The sequence below is a fragment of the Bacillus sp. FSL R9-9497 genome (assembly GCF_038005805.1).
Lineage (GTDB): Bacteria > Bacillota > Bacilli > Bacillales > Bacillaceae_G > Bacillus_A > Bacillus_A cereus.
In genome coordinates, this window is the sequence record NZ_JBBOTY010000001.1 from 2,389,057 (window position 1) to 2,407,468 (window position 18,412).

An 18,412-nucleotide genomic window follows, 5' to 3' on the forward strand; every position below is an offset into this window, starting at 1 on the left:
TAATAAAGCGTTATGTAGACTGGGGATGTATAAGGTATTCATTGCTATTCCTTCAAAATGCTGATGTTACATCACATTAAAATAACCTCTAATTTAAGTATTGAAATTCTCTAAATCTCGATGTATTATATTCTTGTATTTTCTCACTTTGCGAAGCCTAGAAAACATCATCATTTCTGAAAGAACTCGAACTCTAGCCGGTTCTTTGAATTTACTTGAACTTATTTTTGAATCATTGTATTATATTTTCGAGTCTTACTCATATAAATCATTATCAGGAGAATCTGCAAATTTGCAGGTTCTTTTTTATTTTATTGAAAGTAAAATTTTAGCCAGTCGTTTATTTTCATATTGTTGGTTTTTATACGTGTTTGGTAAAAAATCAATGTGTTGCAAAAAAATACTATGCTGAAATCTAGTTCGGTATAGCAATGTGCATATAAAAGATCTCACTTTGCTATATCCCCTAAAAAGAGTCATAAAAATCTATATTTTTTTAATTCAGTTGCATACTACAAAACTTCTTTTAAAAGAAATGTATGTACATACACATTATATTTTGTTCTATAACTCTCTAACTTTTGTTCACGATAGTCTGTTAAGTACAGGATTATTGGCGGGTGGTGCAATAGGTGCAGAAGATGTGAAAACAAATGAAAAAGTACAAGTTGCTGTTGCAGGTAAAGAGGGAAATATGACGTATAAAGAAATTGATAAAGCAGAATCTCCATTGTTATTTGGAATGTATCCTTTATGTTAAGATCCTAATAAGAAGTTAGTTTTTTTTGATAATTAATATTTATACAAAATGTATAATTAATATACTAAAACGTTTTTAAATTTTATTAATGTATTCCTTTTCATCTGAATGAATTATTTATTGCAACAGGTTTCCCGTTCAAAACAAGATGTTCAAACAAAAGACAATATAAGTATCTTTATAATGATTTTTCAATATAATCAATGTGTTTATGAAAGGAACTCTGTGTTATTTTTGCTTTTTTACTAACTAATACAGCTTCAAACAAAGGACACAATTGCTACATACTAAGTATAATTTATTACCTATTCAAAATTCTGTCTATTCAATCTTTCTAAAAATAAAAAAAGATTAAACTTATAAATATACAAGTTATAATGAGGGCGTCGAGACACAATTTATTACCTCTAGAGAAAATATCAAACCTCGTTTTGGATTAAAAATTCTAAACAACTTGCCAGTAATTTTTTAAAATTGGACATACTGATATGATTACTATACGGAGGATAGCGGATTAGAAGGGAAGTTTATTCAACTCAATAAAGAAAGCGTTATCAAACAAAACTTGTTTTGAATCGATCATTCTAATAACTTAGATTCAACTACAGCTAAAAATAATAAATTATGGGGGTGCTTATATGAACATGAATGTAGCATCTATTAAAGAAAAAAAGATTGTTAAATACAAAAGTTGTTTTGATGTGATTGGGCCCATAATGATAGGCCCTTCAAGTTCACATACTGCAGGTGCTTTGGCTATTGGAACAGTTGCTAATAAATTATTTCAAGGTCTTCCCAAAAAAGTTGTGGTAAAGTATTATGAATCATTTGCTGAAACCCATAAAGGTCACGGAACTGATTTTGCAATTATTGCTGGTATATTAGGCTTAGCTGCTGATGACAGCAAAGTGCCAGATGCTATTAAAATAGCAGAGTCTAAGGGAATTGACATTACCTTTATTGAACAATTGGGTAATAGTCCTGCTGGTCATCCAAATACGGCAGATGTATATGCAGAGGATGAAAGTCGAAGTATTAGAGTAATGGGTATTTCGGTCGGTGGTGGGTTGATTGAAGTCAAAAATGTTGAAATTGATGGATTTAGCTTAAATCTGCAGGGGCCATTGCCAGTTGTTATTGCGATTTCAGAAAGAGCTGACTTTGAATTTGTTTTACGCAGGATCTTTAAACAATATGATGTGGAAATTAACAACTTTCATAGTTTGGAAGATAAAACAAAATATTTATATGCATTCGCTTTGGATTCGATATTGCCAGGTAATGCTCAGAAGGAATTAGGAGATTTAAGCAATATAGCTAATCTTATTATTCTTTAGTCACATTAAGGAGTGAAAAATATGCATATGGCCATAAAAGAAATTGTGGATGCAGCTAATAAAAGCCAAAAGCAAATTTATGAATTAGCAATCGAACAGGAAATCAAACAAACTAAAACTTCTTATGAAGAAGTATGGAGTAAAATGGAACGAAATTTAGCGACTATGCAACATGCAATAAATAAAAGTATCGAGGGCGACGGTGTATTTTCTCCAACAGGTTTGACCGGAGGGGATGCTGTAAAAATTAAAAACTATCGAGAAAATAGGAAAACTCTTTCTGGAGATTTGATGGTGTTAGGGATTCAAAGTGCTATCGGTGTTAATGAAGTAAATGCTGCATTAGGAGCTATTTGTGCAACTCCAACAGCAGGTGCGAGTGGGACGATTCCGGGAGTCCTATTTAGTATTAAAGATACGTTGCAGTTAAGTCATGAAGATATGATTCATTTTCTATTCACTTCAGCGTTATTTGGAACGATAGTCGCAAACAACGCTTGTATTTCAGGAGCGTATGGAGGATGTCAAGCTGAAGTAGGAAGTGCCTCAGCGATGGCGGCTGCAGCTGCGGTAGAAGCTGCGGGTGGAACGCCACAGCAATCTTCTGAAGCTTTTTCGATTGCATTACAAAATTTACTCGGTTTAGTTTGTGATCCGGTCGCTGGTTTGGTAGAAATTCCTTGTGTAAAGAGAAACGCCATTGGAACGGCAAATGCTTTAGCAGCAGCGGACATCGCATTAGCCGGCGTAAACAATCTCATCAATGCTGACGAAGTGATTGAAGCCATGTATAGAGTTGGAAGACAGATGCCTCGCGAATTAAGAGAGACAGGTTTAGGTGGTATTGCAGCTACGCCTACAGGAATTTCCATTAAAAATAAAATCTTTGGGGAGAAACAATCAAATCAATAAGTTATCGAGTATATTGTGAAGTTTTCAACAATTTTCACTCTATTGTTCGCCTAAGGATGTCTGTATATTGGGGGAGTTATCAATAAAATATACTACTATATAATTAAAATATTTTATAAGTGGTAACAAACCCTTCAGGTTGATGCTTCGCTAATTTTTTGATTTTTATTAACCTAGAAGGGGGATATTCGTTGTGGGGCACTATATAAGCTATTCATTTTTCAAGAACGGTCTATATTCCTATATCTTAAAAAGAGAATTAAGAATAGGACACAAGGAGGAATTATTATATGGATGGGAATACTGCAAAAAACATAGAATTTCAAGCTGATAACACTGCAGTAAAAAATGAGAAATATCTAGACCCTAAAAAGTGGCATAAACAGGATACTACCTGGGCATTGAGCCTTTTTGGAACAGCAATTGGAGCAGGAGTACTCTTTTTACCGATTAATGCAGGTTCAGGTGGTTTATTATCATTGCTGTTAATTACCATACTTGCATATCCTGTTATGTATTATTCACATAGGGCGCTTGCTAAAATGATTTACGCTTCGAACTCTGCCGATGAGGGGATTACAGGTACAATAAGAGAGTATTTTGGAAATAAGGCAAGTATCATTTTTAATATTGTATATTTTGTCTCCATTTATACGATCGTGCTGATGTACTCGGTCGCACTTACAAATACCGCTAGTAGCTTTATCGTGCATCAATTGCACATGTCGGAGCCTCCAAGGTCCATTTTATCGCTTGTTTTAGTACTCGGTCTTATCGCTATACTAAATTTTGGTCAAGATATAACTGTAAAGATCATGAGCATGCTAGTGTATCCTTTTATAGCTTCTCTACTTTTTATCGCAATATCTTTGATTCCACAGTGGAATACGTCAATGCTTAGTTTTTCAAGTGTTTCTACTGCTTCAACAGGAACAGGATATTTAGGAACGATATGGATGATACTTCCAATCATAGTATTCTCGTTTAATCATTCGCCTATGATTTCGTCATTTGTTATGAAACAGAGAGCTACGTATGGAATAGATGCTACTGATGCTAAATGTGCTCAAATACAAAAAGTTTGTTATATTATGACATTCGCAGTTGTTATGTTCTTTGTTTGGAGCAGTACCTTAAGTTTAACTCCAAATGATCTTAAGGTGGCAAAAGAACAGAACTTGTCAATCCTATCATATCTTGCTAATGAGCTTAATTCGCCAGTAATCACTATTGCAGCTCCTATCATTGCATTTGTGGCTATTACAAAGTCTTTCCTTGGTCATTATATAGGAGCGTATGAGGTAATGCGTGACATGATTATCAAGTCCAGTAAAAAACGTGGGAAAGATATAGGAGAAAAAACAGTTAAGACAATGATTCTTACTTTTGTCGTATTAACATGCTGGTATGTTGCTTATACAAATCCAAGTATTCTTGGAATCATTGATGCCCTTAGCGGTCCGCTAGTTGCTGCTATCTTATGTATACTACCAATGTATGCAATCCATAAAGTATCAGTACTTGCTAAATACAAAGGGAAATCTAGCAATGTATTTGTCATTATTATAGGTATTCTTACTGTCCTAGCAAGTATTAAGTCATTATTCTAATCCACTATTGTTAGTATCGATGTAAAAACCGTGGGGTATGGAAAAAAGAAAGATTCTTATCGGAACTGAATTCTATATTGTTAAACTAAAGAAATCATGGTTTTGGACAAACTCCTCACATTGGAGAGTTTGTCTTTTTTTATCATTTTAGCCAAGAAGACCCCTTCCTCAAGGAACGCAAAATAAGTAGGTGGGAGATGAATTAGCTAAAATGATAAACTGGTGACCCCGTATGTAGAAGTAAAAAAGGGGGAAACTATTGTATAATTATCGATAATTTAGGGGGCGCCAAATGAAACATAATAAAGAAGTAACACTTGGGGATTACGTTGAATTTTCATATCGTAAAAATCATAATTTGAAATTAATGGGATTTGTGGTGAATGTTTTACAAAATACAATTGTTGTAGATATTGCGGAAAGAATGGATATCGAGGTAGATGATTTTAGGCAAGTTGTAAAGCATGGTTATTATAATAAAGTGGTTCATAAGCAAATAAAGAATAGTGTTTCATAAAAAGTGCTCCTATATATATAAATTTAGGAGCACTTTTTATGGAGAGAATTTTCGCAAAGATTTTTTTGTCTGAGGTATAAAATTTTCATATAAAAATACGTTTTGAAGATATTTTCTTATTTGTTAATTAATAATTTTTTCAATCTTTATAGCTGTTATGGATTTAAAATATTATTCATAAGAATTTCACATAATTTTATTAAAAAGAAAAATACTAATACTTGTTTTAATACTTTACTTCGAGTCATTAAAACAAATTTACTAACTACGAAACAAGGAGGCATCACTGTGGACATTCGTGAAGGATTAATTCCAACAGCTTTAGGTACAGCAGTGACAGCAGCAGGTTATGCTCTTAAACAAACTCGTGGAACTAATAAAATGATTGCAAGTACAGTATTTGGTTTTGGTTTAGCACACGTCGTTTTAGGTGTAATCGATCTTGTTGAACATCGTCGTTAGAACGAAAGGCAAGCATTGATATATGCTTGCCTTTTTGGGAGTACATTTATTATTCATTTTTCAAAATATGTTTGTATGGCGTAATCATTATCAATGTAATTAAATAGTTACACTACAAGGAAATTAGAAAGTAAAACTGTGAGCATTGAATTTTATGAAATGAGATGGTGATGGAATGGAATTTTCTTCTGAAAGTAATACGTATCATGCTGGTGACATTGTTTATATTTTTTACCGAAATCCTCATACTCAAGACGTAGCTAACATACAAGCTGCAGCAGTTGTAAATAATCCTGAAAGACCTAATGAATTAGCACTATTTCTTTACGAAACGTATTATCCACTAACAAATGAGATGGCTATATATGCTACCGAAGATGAGGCAAACCAAGCTTACACTTACTATTATGGTGATATTTCAGAGGGGATGTTTGAATGAATAAGCCATTTATGCCTAAGCTCGTATATTTTGAACCGAAAGCATTAGATTATCCTTTGGGGAAAGAGCTGTTTGAGAAGTTTTCAAAGATGGATGTTGAAATTCGACATACTACTTCCCATAATCAAGTAAGAGATTTGCCAGGGGATAACGATTTTCAAAAGTATCGAGTAGCAAAATCCACGCTGGTTGTTGGTGTTAGAAAAACACTGAAATTTGATACTTCCAAGCCTTCAGCAGAGTATGCAATTCCTTTTGCAACGGGATGTATGGGGCATTGTCATTATTGTTATTTACAAACAACGATGGGAAGTAAGCCTTATATACGAACGTATGTAAATGTTGAAGAAATTTTAGATGCTGCTGATAAATACATGAAAGAGCGTGCACCTGAAGTAACAAGATTTGAAGCGTCGTGTACTTCAGATATTGTAGGAATCGATTATTTAACGCATACCCTTAAACGGGCCATTGAGCATTTTGGAGAATCTGAATATGGGAAATTGAGATTTGTTACGAAATTCCACCATGTAGATCATTTACTTGATGCTAAACATAATGGAAAAACAAGATTTCGCTTTAGTGTAAACGCTGATTATGTGATTAAAAACTTTGAACCAGGAACTTCTCCCTTAGCTAAACGAATTGAGGCAGCAGGAAAAGTAGCTAGAGCTGGATATCCTCTTGGTTTCATTGTAGCTCCTATTTACCTGCATGAAGGCTGGAAGGAAGGATACTATCATATGTTTGAACGCCTAAATGCTGAATTACCTCTTGATGCACGGGATGATATTACATTTGAATTTATTCAACATCGTTTTACAAAGCCAGCTAAGAGAGTAATTGAAAAAAACTACCCGATGACAAAACTAGAATTAGATGAAGAGAAAAGAAGGTATAAATGGGGGAAATATGGAATCGGAAAATACATTTATCAAAAAGAAGAAGAAGAGGATATAAAAAACTATCTGTATTCCTATATGAAACAGTTCTTTCCTAATGCAAAACTAGAATATTTTACATAAAAGAAACGAAAAAAATTCATTACATCATCAATCTAAAAAATTACTCACTCAAAAAAGTGATATTGGTCAACAATTCGCTAATAAATCATTTGAAAAATTTATATACGAAAGTCTTTTATGTAAAAATATGTTTCATTATGAACTGAATCCCAACAGTTAAACAGAAAAATACAGCGGTTGTATGAATATAAGTCCGGTATTGTACCGGGCTCATTCTTTTTAACGTTGCATCAATTCTTTTGTGAACATATTAATTTGAACATGTTTAAAAACGAACCATCTTTTGACAATGGTATTAGCGCTTTAGAAAGAACTTTCATAAAAAATGGTACTAATAATCCCTCCAAGTATTACTCCCATAGTAGAACCTAATAACAAAAATCTAATTGTTTAATTAGTAATTCTAATCTACCATTTTTTGCTGTACTATCAACTAAAGAAACAGTAAATGGTTGTTGAAACATATTAGAAAATCGAGCAATTAAAGACATAATATTATATTTAGCAAAAGCCGATGAAACTAAAGCTAATTTCGCTCCAACAAGTTGAACTCCATATCCTAAAACTTCTATAGAAGTCATAAGCATTAAAAATAAAAAGATACAAATTACTTTAAAAGTAATAAACTCCATAATCATACCCCTTAAGTTTCTATAAATACATAACTCAATAATTATATTAAAAATATTCAATATTTTCATTAAAATATAAATCGATTTCTATTTTATAATCAAAAACTATACTCTTTTATTTTGAATGATGGCATCACCTTTTATTAGAATTGTCCCTTGGTTTAGCAAATGTTTTTTTGTAAATAATATATTTGTTAAACCATTAATTAAGGGGGACTAGTATGCCGCAGGATCGAAAAGAAGAAGTGCAAAACGATACATATGAAGGAAAAGAGGTTATGCCAGATAATCCACAATATCTACCGCGTCACGTGCAAATGGAGCTGCCTCCCGAATTTTCTATAAATCCTCTTTTTGCCCGCAAAGGAGAATCAGTCGTTCCGCGCTTTCACATGCCTGATGAAGGCATGTTACCAGAAACAGCGTATCAAATCGTCCATGATGAAATGACTCTTGATGGCAATGCACGCTTGAATCTTGCAACATTCGTTAGTACATGGATGGAACCTACCGCAGAGCACTTATATGCTAAATCATTTGATAAGAACATAATTGATAAGGACGAATATCCACAGACAGCTGAAATTGAGGAGCGGTGTGTCCGCATTTTAGCCAACCTCTGGCATTCCCCCAGCCCCCTTACAACTATGGGCGTTTCAACAACTGGATCGTCGGAAGCCTGTATGCTCGGGGGGCTTGCGTTAAAGAGACGCTGGCAAAATGCACGAAAAAGAGAGGGTAAGCCGGTGGATCGGCCTAATATTGTGTTTAGTTCTGCTGTTCAAGTCGTTTGGGAAAAATTTGCGAACTATTGGGAGGTTGAACCACGCTATGTGAAGGTTAGCCCTGAGCATCCCCGATTAGATCCTCAAGGGGTCCTTGCAGCCGTGGATGAAAATACGATTGGTGTGGTACCGATTCTCGGTGAGACTTATACCGGACTTTACGAACCGGTTGCCGCCATTGCAAAAGCGTTGGACGATTTACAGGAGAGGACGGGACTCGACATTCCTATGCATGTAGATGCGGCTTCGGGCGGATTTATAGCACCGTTTCTTCAACCAGATTTAGTCTGGGATTTTCAGTTGCCGAGGGTGAAGTCCATCAATGTATCGGGACATAAATATGGATTAGTCTATCCTGGCTTGGGTTGGATAATTTGGCGGGAAGCTGATGATCTCCCCGATGATTTAATCTTCCGCGTCTCCTATTTAGGCGGAAACATGCCGACTTTTGCCCTGAATTTTTCACGTCCTGGCGCACAAGTGCTCCTACAATATTACAATTACCTGCGTTTGGGGAAAAGTGGGTACTATGATGTCCAAAGGGCTTCTCAGAAGGTCGCTCTTTTTCTTAGCAAGGCAATTCAGGAGATGGAACCGTTCGAACTTTTGTCCGATGGTTCGGATATTCCGGTTTTCGCTTGGCAACTGAAAAAAGGTTACACATTAAACTGGAACCTTTATGATTTATCTCGACAATTGCGTGTGTTCGGCTGGCAAGTACCCGCATATCCATTGCCTCCAGACCTAGAAGCAGTGACGATTATGCGCGTTGTGGTTCGAAACGGGTTTTCTATGGATCTCGCGCATTTATTTTTGAGGAACCTCAAACAGGCCGTTGCCTTTCTGGATTCCTTGGATGGACCTATGCCACATGATACGAAATGTGATAATGGGTTTCATCACTAATTGGGGAGCAGCTCTCGTCGTCGTTAAGTTGAGCTCAACACTCATAACTTTTCGAGCTATCGACTGGGAAGAGGTACAGAAAAGCTGATGGTTTCAACCAAGGGATACATGATGATAGGTGATGAACAAATTGATGCCTGAGGGCTTTACAATATCAAATCATACGCCCAGTTTTCAGAAATCTATTGGCTTTTCTTCTGGTTTCGAAAGACACAATTCAAATCTGTTGAAGAGTTAAAGAAATTTGTAGCTAGTATTTCCTTTTGGGAGGTACCATTACCTGCTTTAGGAGTTACTCCACCATTACATTGGATTTTATCGGATAAATGGGGTGAATCTATTGTATTAGAATCGACAAGGAGTAGTGACTAATAGTCCTGAGTTTAATTGGCATTTACAAAATTTAAGACAATATATAGGTCTTAAATCGCAGCCATGCGAGGGGGATATACCATTAAGTACTTTTGGACAAGGTTCAGGTTCAATGGGACTTAATGGAGATTTCACCCCACCATCAAGGTTTATACGAGCAGCGTATGGTAAATAAAATATTCAGGGTATAGATAACGAAGAAGAGGGTATATCGGTCATTTTTCGTATTTTGTAAAATTGTGAGGTTCCAAAAGGAGGAGTAATAACGGAAGAAGATACATTAGATAATACTATTTATACAAGCGCAACGTGCATGGAGTCTGGTACATATTATTATCATATCTATGATTGTAGATAAATTATTGCCCTTCGATATTAGTAACAGGATAGCTGCTTAACGATAAAAATGAATTTGCCAATTTTCTTGCAAAATGTAACGGATGCTCTACCGATTGGATATGAATATACATAATTAAGGGATTCATGTATAACCAGTGATTATGTAAAGCACTGACAATAATTCCTTGTTGTACAATTGATTTCATAAATGCAGGGATCTCTTCTTGTAGAACCGCGATTTCTCCTAAATTTAATGCATTGCCATTTTGATCCAACGATTCAAAACTTACTCCGACGGGAACTACATAGGCACTTGGTTTTCCTTGAACCAGGACCTTAAAATTGCGGTGAAAAGACACCGAACAACCACCTTGATTTATTTTACTCTTTCCTTTAAGAATTGCAGCAAATTGATCAGAAATGAAATTTAAATTAGACATAAGTTCAATTCCTTTCCCGTGCTAAATTTATCCATTTAGAAATTTAATTTAAAAAATGTAGTTCCTTCTTTTAAAGAAAAGAACTACTTATAAACAACTTTTCTCTAAAATAAACAGGCTGATATGTGTAATTTGTACCCTGTTTATTTTAGAGGAAATATAAATGTTATTTCCCAACAAACATAACTTAATGAATCCTTTCTATATATCATTATAAAAAATTCATAAAGTAGGCAATTGTACATCTTTATTTTATGTAGGTTAGATAAATATGTGTCTTAATAAGTCTGTGCTTTCTTTATGAAATTCTTATTGGTAATTAATACAACAATAAATTTAATATATTTTAATGATTGTATAGGGTAAAACTTAAGTTGTTTTTTCATTTTCTCTTTTACAATTGCTTGTGGTCCTTTGTTAAAATTGTAGTAATATATTGAACTGTATATAAAGATAGATATTTTAAATTTTTCATCCTAAAATAACTTACTATATCTAGCTAAAAATGTTGTTTTTTCAATGAAGAAGTAAATTTTGGGTGTATGGTTTTATTGGTTATATTAAGTGTTTTGTTAATGTTAAACATAACTCTTATTGCACATACATTTTTTTAAATCGAAAAGAAGAATTTATTCGTCTGTCAAATTCTATGTTAACTGGTAAAACAGACTAATTTTAGATGAAAGATTCTATAATAAATCTGGAGAAACAAAAATAATTGAAAACATTTGAGCATGGAGATAAAAAACGCTTAACGAAGGATATTTCAAAAGAGATGGAGCAAAGGATTCAAAAATCAATAAAGCTTGTTCAAAAAAAATATAAGGTGGATGTATTAGCATTAGGAGAAGTATATAAGCGGAATAATTATAAAGAATGGAAGAAAATAAGTAAGAATTGGGATCAAGGTGAAAATTATTTTAGTAATGCTGACATTAATGTTTATGTTCATCTAGTAATTGAACATTCAGGCTCAGCTTTACCGAAGAGAGTGAAATAAGGTGATTTAAGTCGTTAGCGGATTAGAAATACGCTAAACGATATTAATGCTGGTTCTGCATTTTCAATCAGTGCAGACTTATGTACTTTAAACGTGATTAATAAATTATATTTGGCTTATTATGATCCTTTGGTTAGCACTAGTTAGAGTTATAGTAAAAATATTAAGTAGAAACGACTTATTTTTAATAATAAGAGGAAATATGTTACTGAAAAGTAAGGAGACAAATTATTACTTTTCTAAAGAGTAATTAGGTCCGTACAATGATGCATTAAAGTGATTCATAAGGGATTCTGAATGCTAAGAGAGTGAGAATGCATTACAAAAGAAAGGTGCATAGGCGCCTTTCTTTTTTTGAAGGGATTTTTTGTTACGAGTTAGTACAAAATTGGGTTCAGGGGGTACTATAAAATTTTAGCTTGATGGCGATGGGGTAGCATCCACGTCTATCAACATCACTACACCTATATTTAATACTGAGTTACGTGCCTTTAATCAAGTGAAAAACAAGACCCATTTTGTAAAAACTGAAACCAACGTTTTCTAAACTGAACTTGAGCCATATCTGCATGAACATGGGCCTCCATTTTTAAAGCTTCTGGTATAGGTCTAGGATGTTGACTTTCTACAATAATTTGATCCTCTTTTAGTACTCTTAAACTAAATTCAGCTAAAATTTGGTCTAGTAAAGGGAAGTACTTTAAAAATGTCCTTCCGGTATATCCCATAATTAATGTCTCTTCTTCATCAATTGGTGTAAACGTAATGTACTGAATAAATGACTCATTCTCCTGTTTGCCACTGTGAAGCATCCACTGATGTGGGAATTTGTATTCAAGGTAAGCATTACCATTTGAGAATATAAACTGATCCAGTGTTCCCTCCAGCTTATAATTGGTTGATTCGGCTTTTGTTTTTCTACCAATCGTTTTTTTATGTACATAAGCAAGATGAGCAATATCCAGCACAGATTCGATTGATCGAGTAAGGTGTGCATTCCAAGTGGCGTGGAAGAAAGAGAGTTTAAAAGGAGTGTTCTCCATTACATGAAAAGTTTTCCATTCAGGTGGAGTTTCCTCACTATTAGGGTATATCCAAATCAACCCAATCTTTTCTTTTACAGGGTATGAGAAGGTATGAGCAAATTTCGGGATAGGTTTATTGGGTTGGGATGGAATTCTTACACAAGTACCACAACTATCGAACTCCCAACCATGGTAGGGACAGACTAGTTTACCATTTACTACTTGTCCCAGTGATAAGTCAGCGCCACGATGAGGGCAGTAAGGTGATAGAGCCTGAACTTCGCCTTTTTCATCCCGATATAATACAAAATCTTTGCCAGCAACTCTTTTTTTTACTGGAATCTTTTTTATATCTTTTACATAACTCACAGCATACCAATTACGTGGGAATACTCTATTTATATTTAGAGTCATTTATTTTCTCCTTCTTTTTATTCACCTAGTAGATATTAGTGGTGTCTACTGTATACTGTCTATTCTATGCTATAAAATATTTTAAATGTTCGTTTAAAATTAATAAATCTACAGTTTGATCAAATCATTATGAAAGCCTGTATAATCTCTCTAAATGTAACAAAAATGACTATAGTACAATAGATTTTAAAAAGGAGAAAGTCTTATTTTATTGAAAATTGAGATATTAAGCAATATTCCTATTGCTATTAAATTCACCATTAAAGAACTTCCACCAAAACTTACAAATGGAAATGGAGTACCTGTAAGAGGAAATAGTCCCGTAATACCACCTAAATTTACAACTGATTGCATACCAATCATACATCCTATACCAATTGCTATAAAACTGCCGAAAGGATCTACACATAATTGTGCAATTTTTAAGGAGCGAAGTACTATAGTCAAAACTCCAACCAATAGAATAAATACACCAATAAATCCTAGTTCTTCAGAAACTATTGCCATTATAAAATCAGTGTGTGGTTCTGGAAGATAACCTGTTTTTTGTATGCTATTTCCAAATCCACGACCAGTGATTCCTCCAGAGCCCATGGCAATAAAAGAGTTTACAAGCTGGTATCCATTTCCTTGCGCATCAAGAAAGGGATTGAAAATCGTAGTAATACGTGTCTTTTGAACTTCTGATAAACTATATTGAATCAAATAATATAAAATAGGTAACCATAAAATAGAACCGATGGTAGTTCTTTTGATTAGTAGATTTATATTTATTCCTGAACAAAGAAATATGCTAAAACCTATACCTAATATTAAAAGTGCAGATCCTAAATTTGGTTGTTTAAAGATAAGAAAAAAAATTGTAGCTAAAAAAAATAAAAGTTTTCCGATACCACGCCAGTTATTTTTAGCTTGTTCTTGTCGCAATGCAAAAAAACGGGCTGTTACAAGTATTGTTCCTAACTTAAGAAATTCAGCTGGCTGTATTCCAAAGATCCATGATTGAGCATTATTTACCACTTTTCCTTTCCATAAAACCATAATTAATAAAAAAATCCCCCCAACCATAATACAGATTGAGACTATTCGTTTTTTCCATATTTCATATGGGAGTAAAGCACAAATTATTAATCCTATTGTTCCTAAAAGTAGCTTTGTTAATTGAGAATCAACAAAATGTCTACTGTTATAACCGTAATGTTGAACAGCGACAATGGAGCTTGCACTATACATCATGATAATACCTAAAGTACATGTTATGAATAGAGGAAGGAGCAATAGATAATCGATTTTTAATATTTTTTTCATTTTAATATCCTCCTGATTTAAAACAAAACATAATATTACATTTGCTAATGAATAGAATCTTGTTCTCGTTAATTACTAAATATGACTTTTGTTTAGGAAGATTCTATCGCTTATTCCCTGTTTTTTACGCAAAAATCCCCCTAGTATGTAACTAGAGGGATTCAAAATGGCATGACTAAATAAGGCTTTTTTCCCTCTAGTAGAGCTTTGGCACTATACAACGTAAAGTAATGAAAATTCATTACTTAGCTATCTTAAGAAGAGCCTTAATCCGACAATTCCTGTTCTACCCATTGGCGTCTTTCGACATTTTTGGGCAATAGCCTGTGTTTGCATAGGAGCCTCACCTAACAGGTTAAGCAATATAAATTTTATGTGTTTGTTTCGTGTAGCAAGCATAAATATATTTTTTTTGCTTGTCAAGCAACCATATTGCTAATTTTATTTGTTTTATTGCTTTATAGTCCTTTGAGAAATGATATGAAAAAATGTCTGTAATCATTCTGTATAAGTACATATTTTTGACTTGTAGTGTATCGTTTGATTAAGTAGTTTAACCATATAAATTTGATAAACAGTAAAGAAGATTTTAATCATAAAAGAAGATTTTTTGTGAATGTTCTTTTTGTATACAGAATGACTAATTATTCATCTTTTGTTATAAAGTTGGAATTTGATTAAAAATAATAAGTTTCATATGTTTTATTACGTTTCTTCGAATTAAATCTATTTGAATTCTATGTTTTTTAAGGGGAATTTTAAATTTATAATAAAATATAATTTCATTTTCTATAAAAGATTTTTTTATAAATGGAATTGAAAGTCAGTTGACAAATATTAAATTCTGGTTTAAATTTTGAAGTAATTCAATAAACTTTGTTAGGTGAGGCTCCTGTATAGAGAAACGCTGCTGCCCAAAAATGTCGAGAGACGCCAATGGGTCAACAGGAACGGTCGGATTAAGGCCCTTCTTAATGTAGCTGGTTATAAAAACCTATGCTATACAGTGCTAAAACTCAACGAGGGAGTGGTATACGATTTGATAGAAAGGCACCTCTGTGATTTCGGCAGAGCTGTCTTAATAATCATTTATTTGTATTGTGAAAAAACCTTTACTCCTTTTTGAGTAAAGGTTTTTCTGTTTAATGTTATTTATTTTTATCTTGTCTATATTCAAAAAGGAGGTAATTCTAACTAATGAATTGATTGCAATGTAACTATTATTGCTCTAATAAAAAATTTAAGACAGATAAAATAAAACAAAACCACTCATGAAACTCTAGAGTCTCCCTTAGCAATATGAGGAGGAGTTAGCATGAAGAAATTATTAAAGGAATTACTTATAACCAAAAATAACTTGGATGCAGAGAAAGTTTTACGTCTTCCGTCGTATGATATTGCGCAAGAAGTAAAACAGTTTTCAATTGAAGATCAAGTCATATTACTAAATACGATTCCTGTATTAAAAAGCTCTAAAGTTCTTCAATATATGAGTGCAGAAGAAAAATATAATATCTTAATTCACTTATCTGAAAATAAAGCTAAAAAGTTACTGAATTTACAACCGATTGATGAATTAGTAGATTTACTTCTAGCGGTTCATCCGGAAGAACAGGCCAAATTAATGGCGTATCTAGATAAAATTACAAAACATAACGTAAAAAAATTAATGACTTTCAAACCTGAAACGGCAGGAAGTCTTGTTACAAGTGATTTTGTTGCAGTTAGAGGAAATTGGTCAGTAAAAATGACATTGAAGTACATTAGGGAACATTCTGAAAATGTAGAATCAATATCTTATAGTTATGTTCTTGATAGTCATGGTTATCTTGAGGGAATCGTTTCCATACATGAGTTATTACTAGCAGCAGATGAAGAGATATTATCTACTATCATGATGCCAGAGGTAATTTCAGTACACGCTGAAGTTGACCAGCAAGAAGTTGTAAAAAAGCTACTGAATTATAATTTAGCAGCAATACCTGTCACAACAGCAAATAATAAAATGATTGGTATTATAACATTTGATGACGTAATGAATGTTATGGAAGCAGAAGCTACAGAAGATATTCAAAAGTTAGGCGGAAGTGAACCATTGAATCAATCTTACTTTGAAGCTAGTATTTGGAGCATTTTCCTAAAACGTCTACCATGGTTATTACTTCTTTTTGTTGCTGAGGCATATACAGGTACAGTATTAAAGTATTTTGAAGACGAAATTGAAACTGTAGTTGCCCTTGCTTTCTTTGTTCCATTATTAGTAGGCACTGGAGGGAATACAGGAACACAGGTTGTAGCAACAATTACTCGTGCAATTGGTATTGGAGAGTTAAAATTTAAAGACATTTTCCGTGTAATGAAAAAAGAATTTGCAATTGGTATGCTTCTTGGACTTGCACTTGGGATAGCTGGGCTCATTCGTGCTTATATGTTAGGAGTTGGAGCAGAAGTTGCGCAAGTTGTAGCAATTACTTTATTATTTATTGTTATTTGGGCTTCTCTTGTAGCAGCTGTTTTACCTTTAATTCTAAGAAAATTAAAACTAGATCCTGCAGTTGTTTCAGGTCCATTTATTACAACATTTGTTGACGGAACAGGATTAATAATTTACTTCATGGTTGCAAAAACGTTATTAAATTTATAAATATACACTAAAAAAACGAAATCCGGAATAAGTATGTTGCCTTAATTGCTAAAACATAGTGGGGAATTCAGGCATGAGGAAATCAAACACTTTTGTCTTTAGATAAATAATATTTTAATGGATTTATTGAATGTAATGAATGCTGGAGGATAAAACTATGAAACATCTAAGAAAAATCTTCAAACGAATTTTGCTTCTATTTTCTATTTTAATGATTATTGGCGTAGGAATACTATTTGGTACTAGCTATGGCCGAGAGCTTCGTATAACAATCGCTGGGAGTATATTAACTTCTCAGCATCCACAATATGCGAAATATACATTCCTATCCCAAAAGGAACTAGATAAACTGCAAGATAGAATTAATCATCCAAAATGGTCAAACAGTGATGAGCATATTTATAAAAAAATAGTAGGAAAAAGATTAGAAGAATTAAAAAATCAGCCATTAGAAATTGATGTAGAAACAATTAAAAGTAATAAAGATAGTCGCTTTCTTTTCGAAGGAAAGTTAGTAACAATTAGTAATCCTTTCAATGTTAAACTTGTTAGCCATCAAGGAACACAGGGTGCTAACAGGGGAGAAAAAATTAGTGTAATGGCAAAACGTAATCATGCACTTGTTGCTGTGAATGCAAGTGGATTTGCTGACGAAACAGGAAGGGGTGGAGGAAATGTTGCTACTGGAATTGTGATAGAAAATGGGAAAGCTATTGATACAAATATGGATAGAAATGCCCCTACAATTATTACGGGATTAACAAAGTTTGGTCAAATGATAACAGGAAATTATTCAACCCAACAACTGTTGGATAAACAAGTTGTTTCCGCAGCTGGATTTATGCCACAGTTAATTGTAAATGGAGAAAAAATGATTACAGAAGGAGACGGCGGTTGGGGGTCGGCTCCAAGAAGTATTATGGCCCAAAAAGAAGATGGTACAATTATGTTTCTAGTTATTGACGGTAGACAGACACATAGTATAGGAGCTACGTTGAAAGAGTGTCAAGATATTCTATATGAAAAAGGAGCTATAAATGCAATGGCAATGGATGGAGGTTCTTCTGCTACGCTATATTTAGGAGGAAAGGTTATAAATTCACCGTCTACATTATCCCATGAAGATCGTTATTTACCGAACGCTTGGGTAGTAACAGCAAACCAAAAACAAAAAATAAAGATGACAATTGATGGGAGAAAAATAGATACCAAAACATCAGATGAATTTGATGCGAACATTTCAACGAATTTATGAATTATTAAAAATAGAACAAATACATGATTTTTATCTCGTTAGTTGGAAAATTAAAATTATTTTTTAAAATTAGAAATTATTATTTCATATTCATGATTTGCACAATATCAAACGAGAGTGATGAGGATTCCAAATTTACGGAATTCTTATCACTCTTTTTTAGTTTTTTGTAAATATGGAACAATATCCTTACTTTCACTGTCTATTAAGCGTTAAAACATTTTTTATTA

General features: G+C 33.4%; 14 protein-coding genes, 3 pseudogenes and 2 riboswitches. Of the genes and pseudogenes, 13 read left to right on the forward strand and 4 right to left on the reverse strand.

Annotation, left to right across the window (positions count from 1 at the left end; genetic code table 11):
* Positions 1-1,398 precede the first annotated feature (1,398 nt).
* The 7 genes from MKY21_RS12290 (at position 1,399) to splB (ending at position 7,062) form a co-directional block, all read left to right on the forward strand.
* Positions 1,399-2,097 (forward strand): serine dehydratase beta chain, encoded by a 699-nt coding sequence (locus tag MKY21_RS12290; protein ID WP_001056999.1) that lies wholly within the window; start codon positions 1,399-1,401, stop codon positions 2,095-2,097.
* Positions 2,098-2,118: 21 nt separating this feature from the next.
* Positions 2,119-3,009 carry an L-serine ammonia-lyase, iron-sulfur-dependent, subunit alpha gene (gene sdaAA, locus MKY21_RS12295; protein WP_061663513.1) on the forward strand — a complete coding sequence of 297 codons (891 nt, stop codon included), beginning with the start codon at positions 2,119-2,121 and terminating at the stop codon, positions 3,007-3,009.
* Positions 3,010-3,299: 290 nt separating this feature from the next.
* Positions 3,300-4,619, forward strand: a complete 1,320-nt coding sequence (locus tag MKY21_RS12300) for an aromatic amino acid transport family protein (protein ID WP_000348956.1) — start codon at positions 3,300-3,302, stop codon at positions 4,617-4,619.
* Positions 4,620-4,911: 292 nt separating this feature from the next.
* Positions 4,912-5,136, forward strand: coding sequence for a DUF2187 domain-containing protein (locus tag MKY21_RS12305; RefSeq protein WP_000682213.1), 225 nt, complete (start codon positions 4,912-4,914; stop codon positions 5,134-5,136).
* Positions 5,137-5,424: 288 nt separating this feature from the next.
* On the forward strand, positions 5,425-5,598 hold the full coding sequence (locus tag MKY21_RS12310; RefSeq protein WP_086392428.1) for an asparagine synthase: 174 nt from the start codon (positions 5,425-5,427) through the stop codon (positions 5,596-5,598).
* 175 nt (positions 5,599-5,773) lie between these two features.
* Positions 5,774-6,037 (forward strand): transcriptional regulator SplA, encoded by a 264-nt coding sequence (locus MKY21_RS12315; RefSeq protein WP_000396090.1) that lies wholly within the window; start codon positions 5,774-5,776, stop codon positions 6,035-6,037.
* Positions 6,034-7,062 (forward strand): spore photoproduct lyase, encoded by a 1,029-nt coding sequence (splB, locus tag MKY21_RS12320; protein WP_001039638.1) that lies wholly within the window; start codon positions 6,034-6,036, stop codon positions 7,060-7,062. The genes MKY21_RS12315 and splB overlap by 4 nt, the downstream gene beginning before the upstream one ends.
* Positions 7,063-7,430: 368 nt before the next feature.
* On the opposite strand, the gene MKY21_RS12325 is transcribed toward splB, so the two are convergent.
* Positions 7,431-7,694 carry a lipid II flippase family protein gene (locus MKY21_RS12325; RefSeq protein ID WP_086392429.1) on the reverse strand — a complete coding sequence of 88 codons (264 nt, stop codon included), beginning with the start codon at positions 7,692-7,694 and terminating at the stop codon, positions 7,431-7,433.
* A gap of 221 nt (positions 7,695-7,915) precedes the next feature.
* Here MKY21_RS12325 and MKY21_RS12330 point away from each other — a divergent pair, with 221 nt between their 5' ends.
* The gene (locus MKY21_RS12330) at positions 7,916-9,385 is read left to right on the forward strand and encodes a glutamate decarboxylase (RefSeq protein ID WP_001135433.1); all 1,470 of its coding nucleotides are present in this window, start codon (positions 7,916-7,918) and stop codon (positions 9,383-9,385) included.
* Between the two features lie 210 nt (positions 9,386-9,595).
* Positions 9,596-10,112: pseudogene (locus tag MKY21_RS12335) on the forward strand (linear amide C-N hydrolase); the annotation flags it as partial.
* A gap of 4 nt (positions 10,113-10,116) precedes the next feature.
* On the opposite strand, the gene MKY21_RS12340 reads toward MKY21_RS12335, so the two are convergent.
* Entirely contained in the window at positions 10,117-10,536 is a 420-nt protein-coding gene (locus tag MKY21_RS12340) for a DUF1259 domain-containing protein (protein ID WP_000067577.1), read from the reverse strand.
* A gap of 739 nt (positions 10,537-11,275) precedes the next feature.
* Here MKY21_RS12340 and MKY21_RS12345 point away from each other — a divergent pair.
* Positions 11,276-11,536 (forward strand): annotated as a pseudogene (locus tag MKY21_RS12345) (Ger(x)C family spore germination C-terminal domain-containing protein); the annotation flags it as partial.
* Between the two features lie 181 nt (positions 11,537-11,717).
* Positions 11,718-11,786: pseudogene (locus tag MKY21_RS12350) on the forward strand (HXXEE domain-containing protein); the annotation flags it as partial.
* Between the two features lie 241 nt (positions 11,787-12,027).
* Here MKY21_RS12350 and MKY21_RS12355 read toward each other — a convergent pair.
* Positions 12,028-12,975, reverse strand: a complete 948-nt coding sequence (locus tag MKY21_RS12355) for an aromatic ring-hydroxylating oxygenase subunit alpha (RefSeq protein WP_098616553.1) — start codon at positions 12,973-12,975, stop codon at positions 12,028-12,030.
* A gap of 186 nt (positions 12,976-13,161) precedes the next feature.
* Positions 13,162-14,283: an FtsW/RodA/SpoVE family cell cycle protein gene (locus MKY21_RS12360; RefSeq protein ID WP_341076360.1), complete on the reverse strand. Its 1,122-nt coding sequence runs from the start codon at positions 14,281-14,283 to the stop codon at positions 13,162-13,164.
* Between the two features lie 185 nt (positions 14,284-14,468).
* A riboswitch (M-box (ykoK) riboswitch) is annotated at positions 14,469-14,645 on the reverse strand.
* Positions 14,646-15,151: 506 nt separating this feature from the next.
* A riboswitch (M-box (ykoK) riboswitch) is annotated at positions 15,152-15,317 on the forward strand.
* A 281-nt stretch (positions 15,318-15,598) separates the two neighbouring features.
* Here MKY21_RS12360 and mgtE point away from each other — a divergent pair.
* Both mgtE and MKY21_RS12370 read left to right on the forward strand, forming a co-directional pair.
* Positions 15,599-16,927, forward strand: a complete 1,329-nt coding sequence (gene mgtE / locus MKY21_RS12365) for a magnesium transporter (RefSeq protein ID WP_000734820.1) — start codon at positions 15,599-15,601, stop codon at positions 16,925-16,927.
* Positions 16,928-17,084: 157 nt separating this feature from the next.
* On the forward strand, positions 17,085-18,182 hold the full coding sequence (locus tag MKY21_RS12370) for a phosphodiester glycosidase family protein (protein ID WP_000681825.1): 1,098 nt from the start codon (positions 17,085-17,087) through the stop codon (positions 18,180-18,182).
* Positions 18,183-18,412 lie beyond the last annotated feature (230 nt).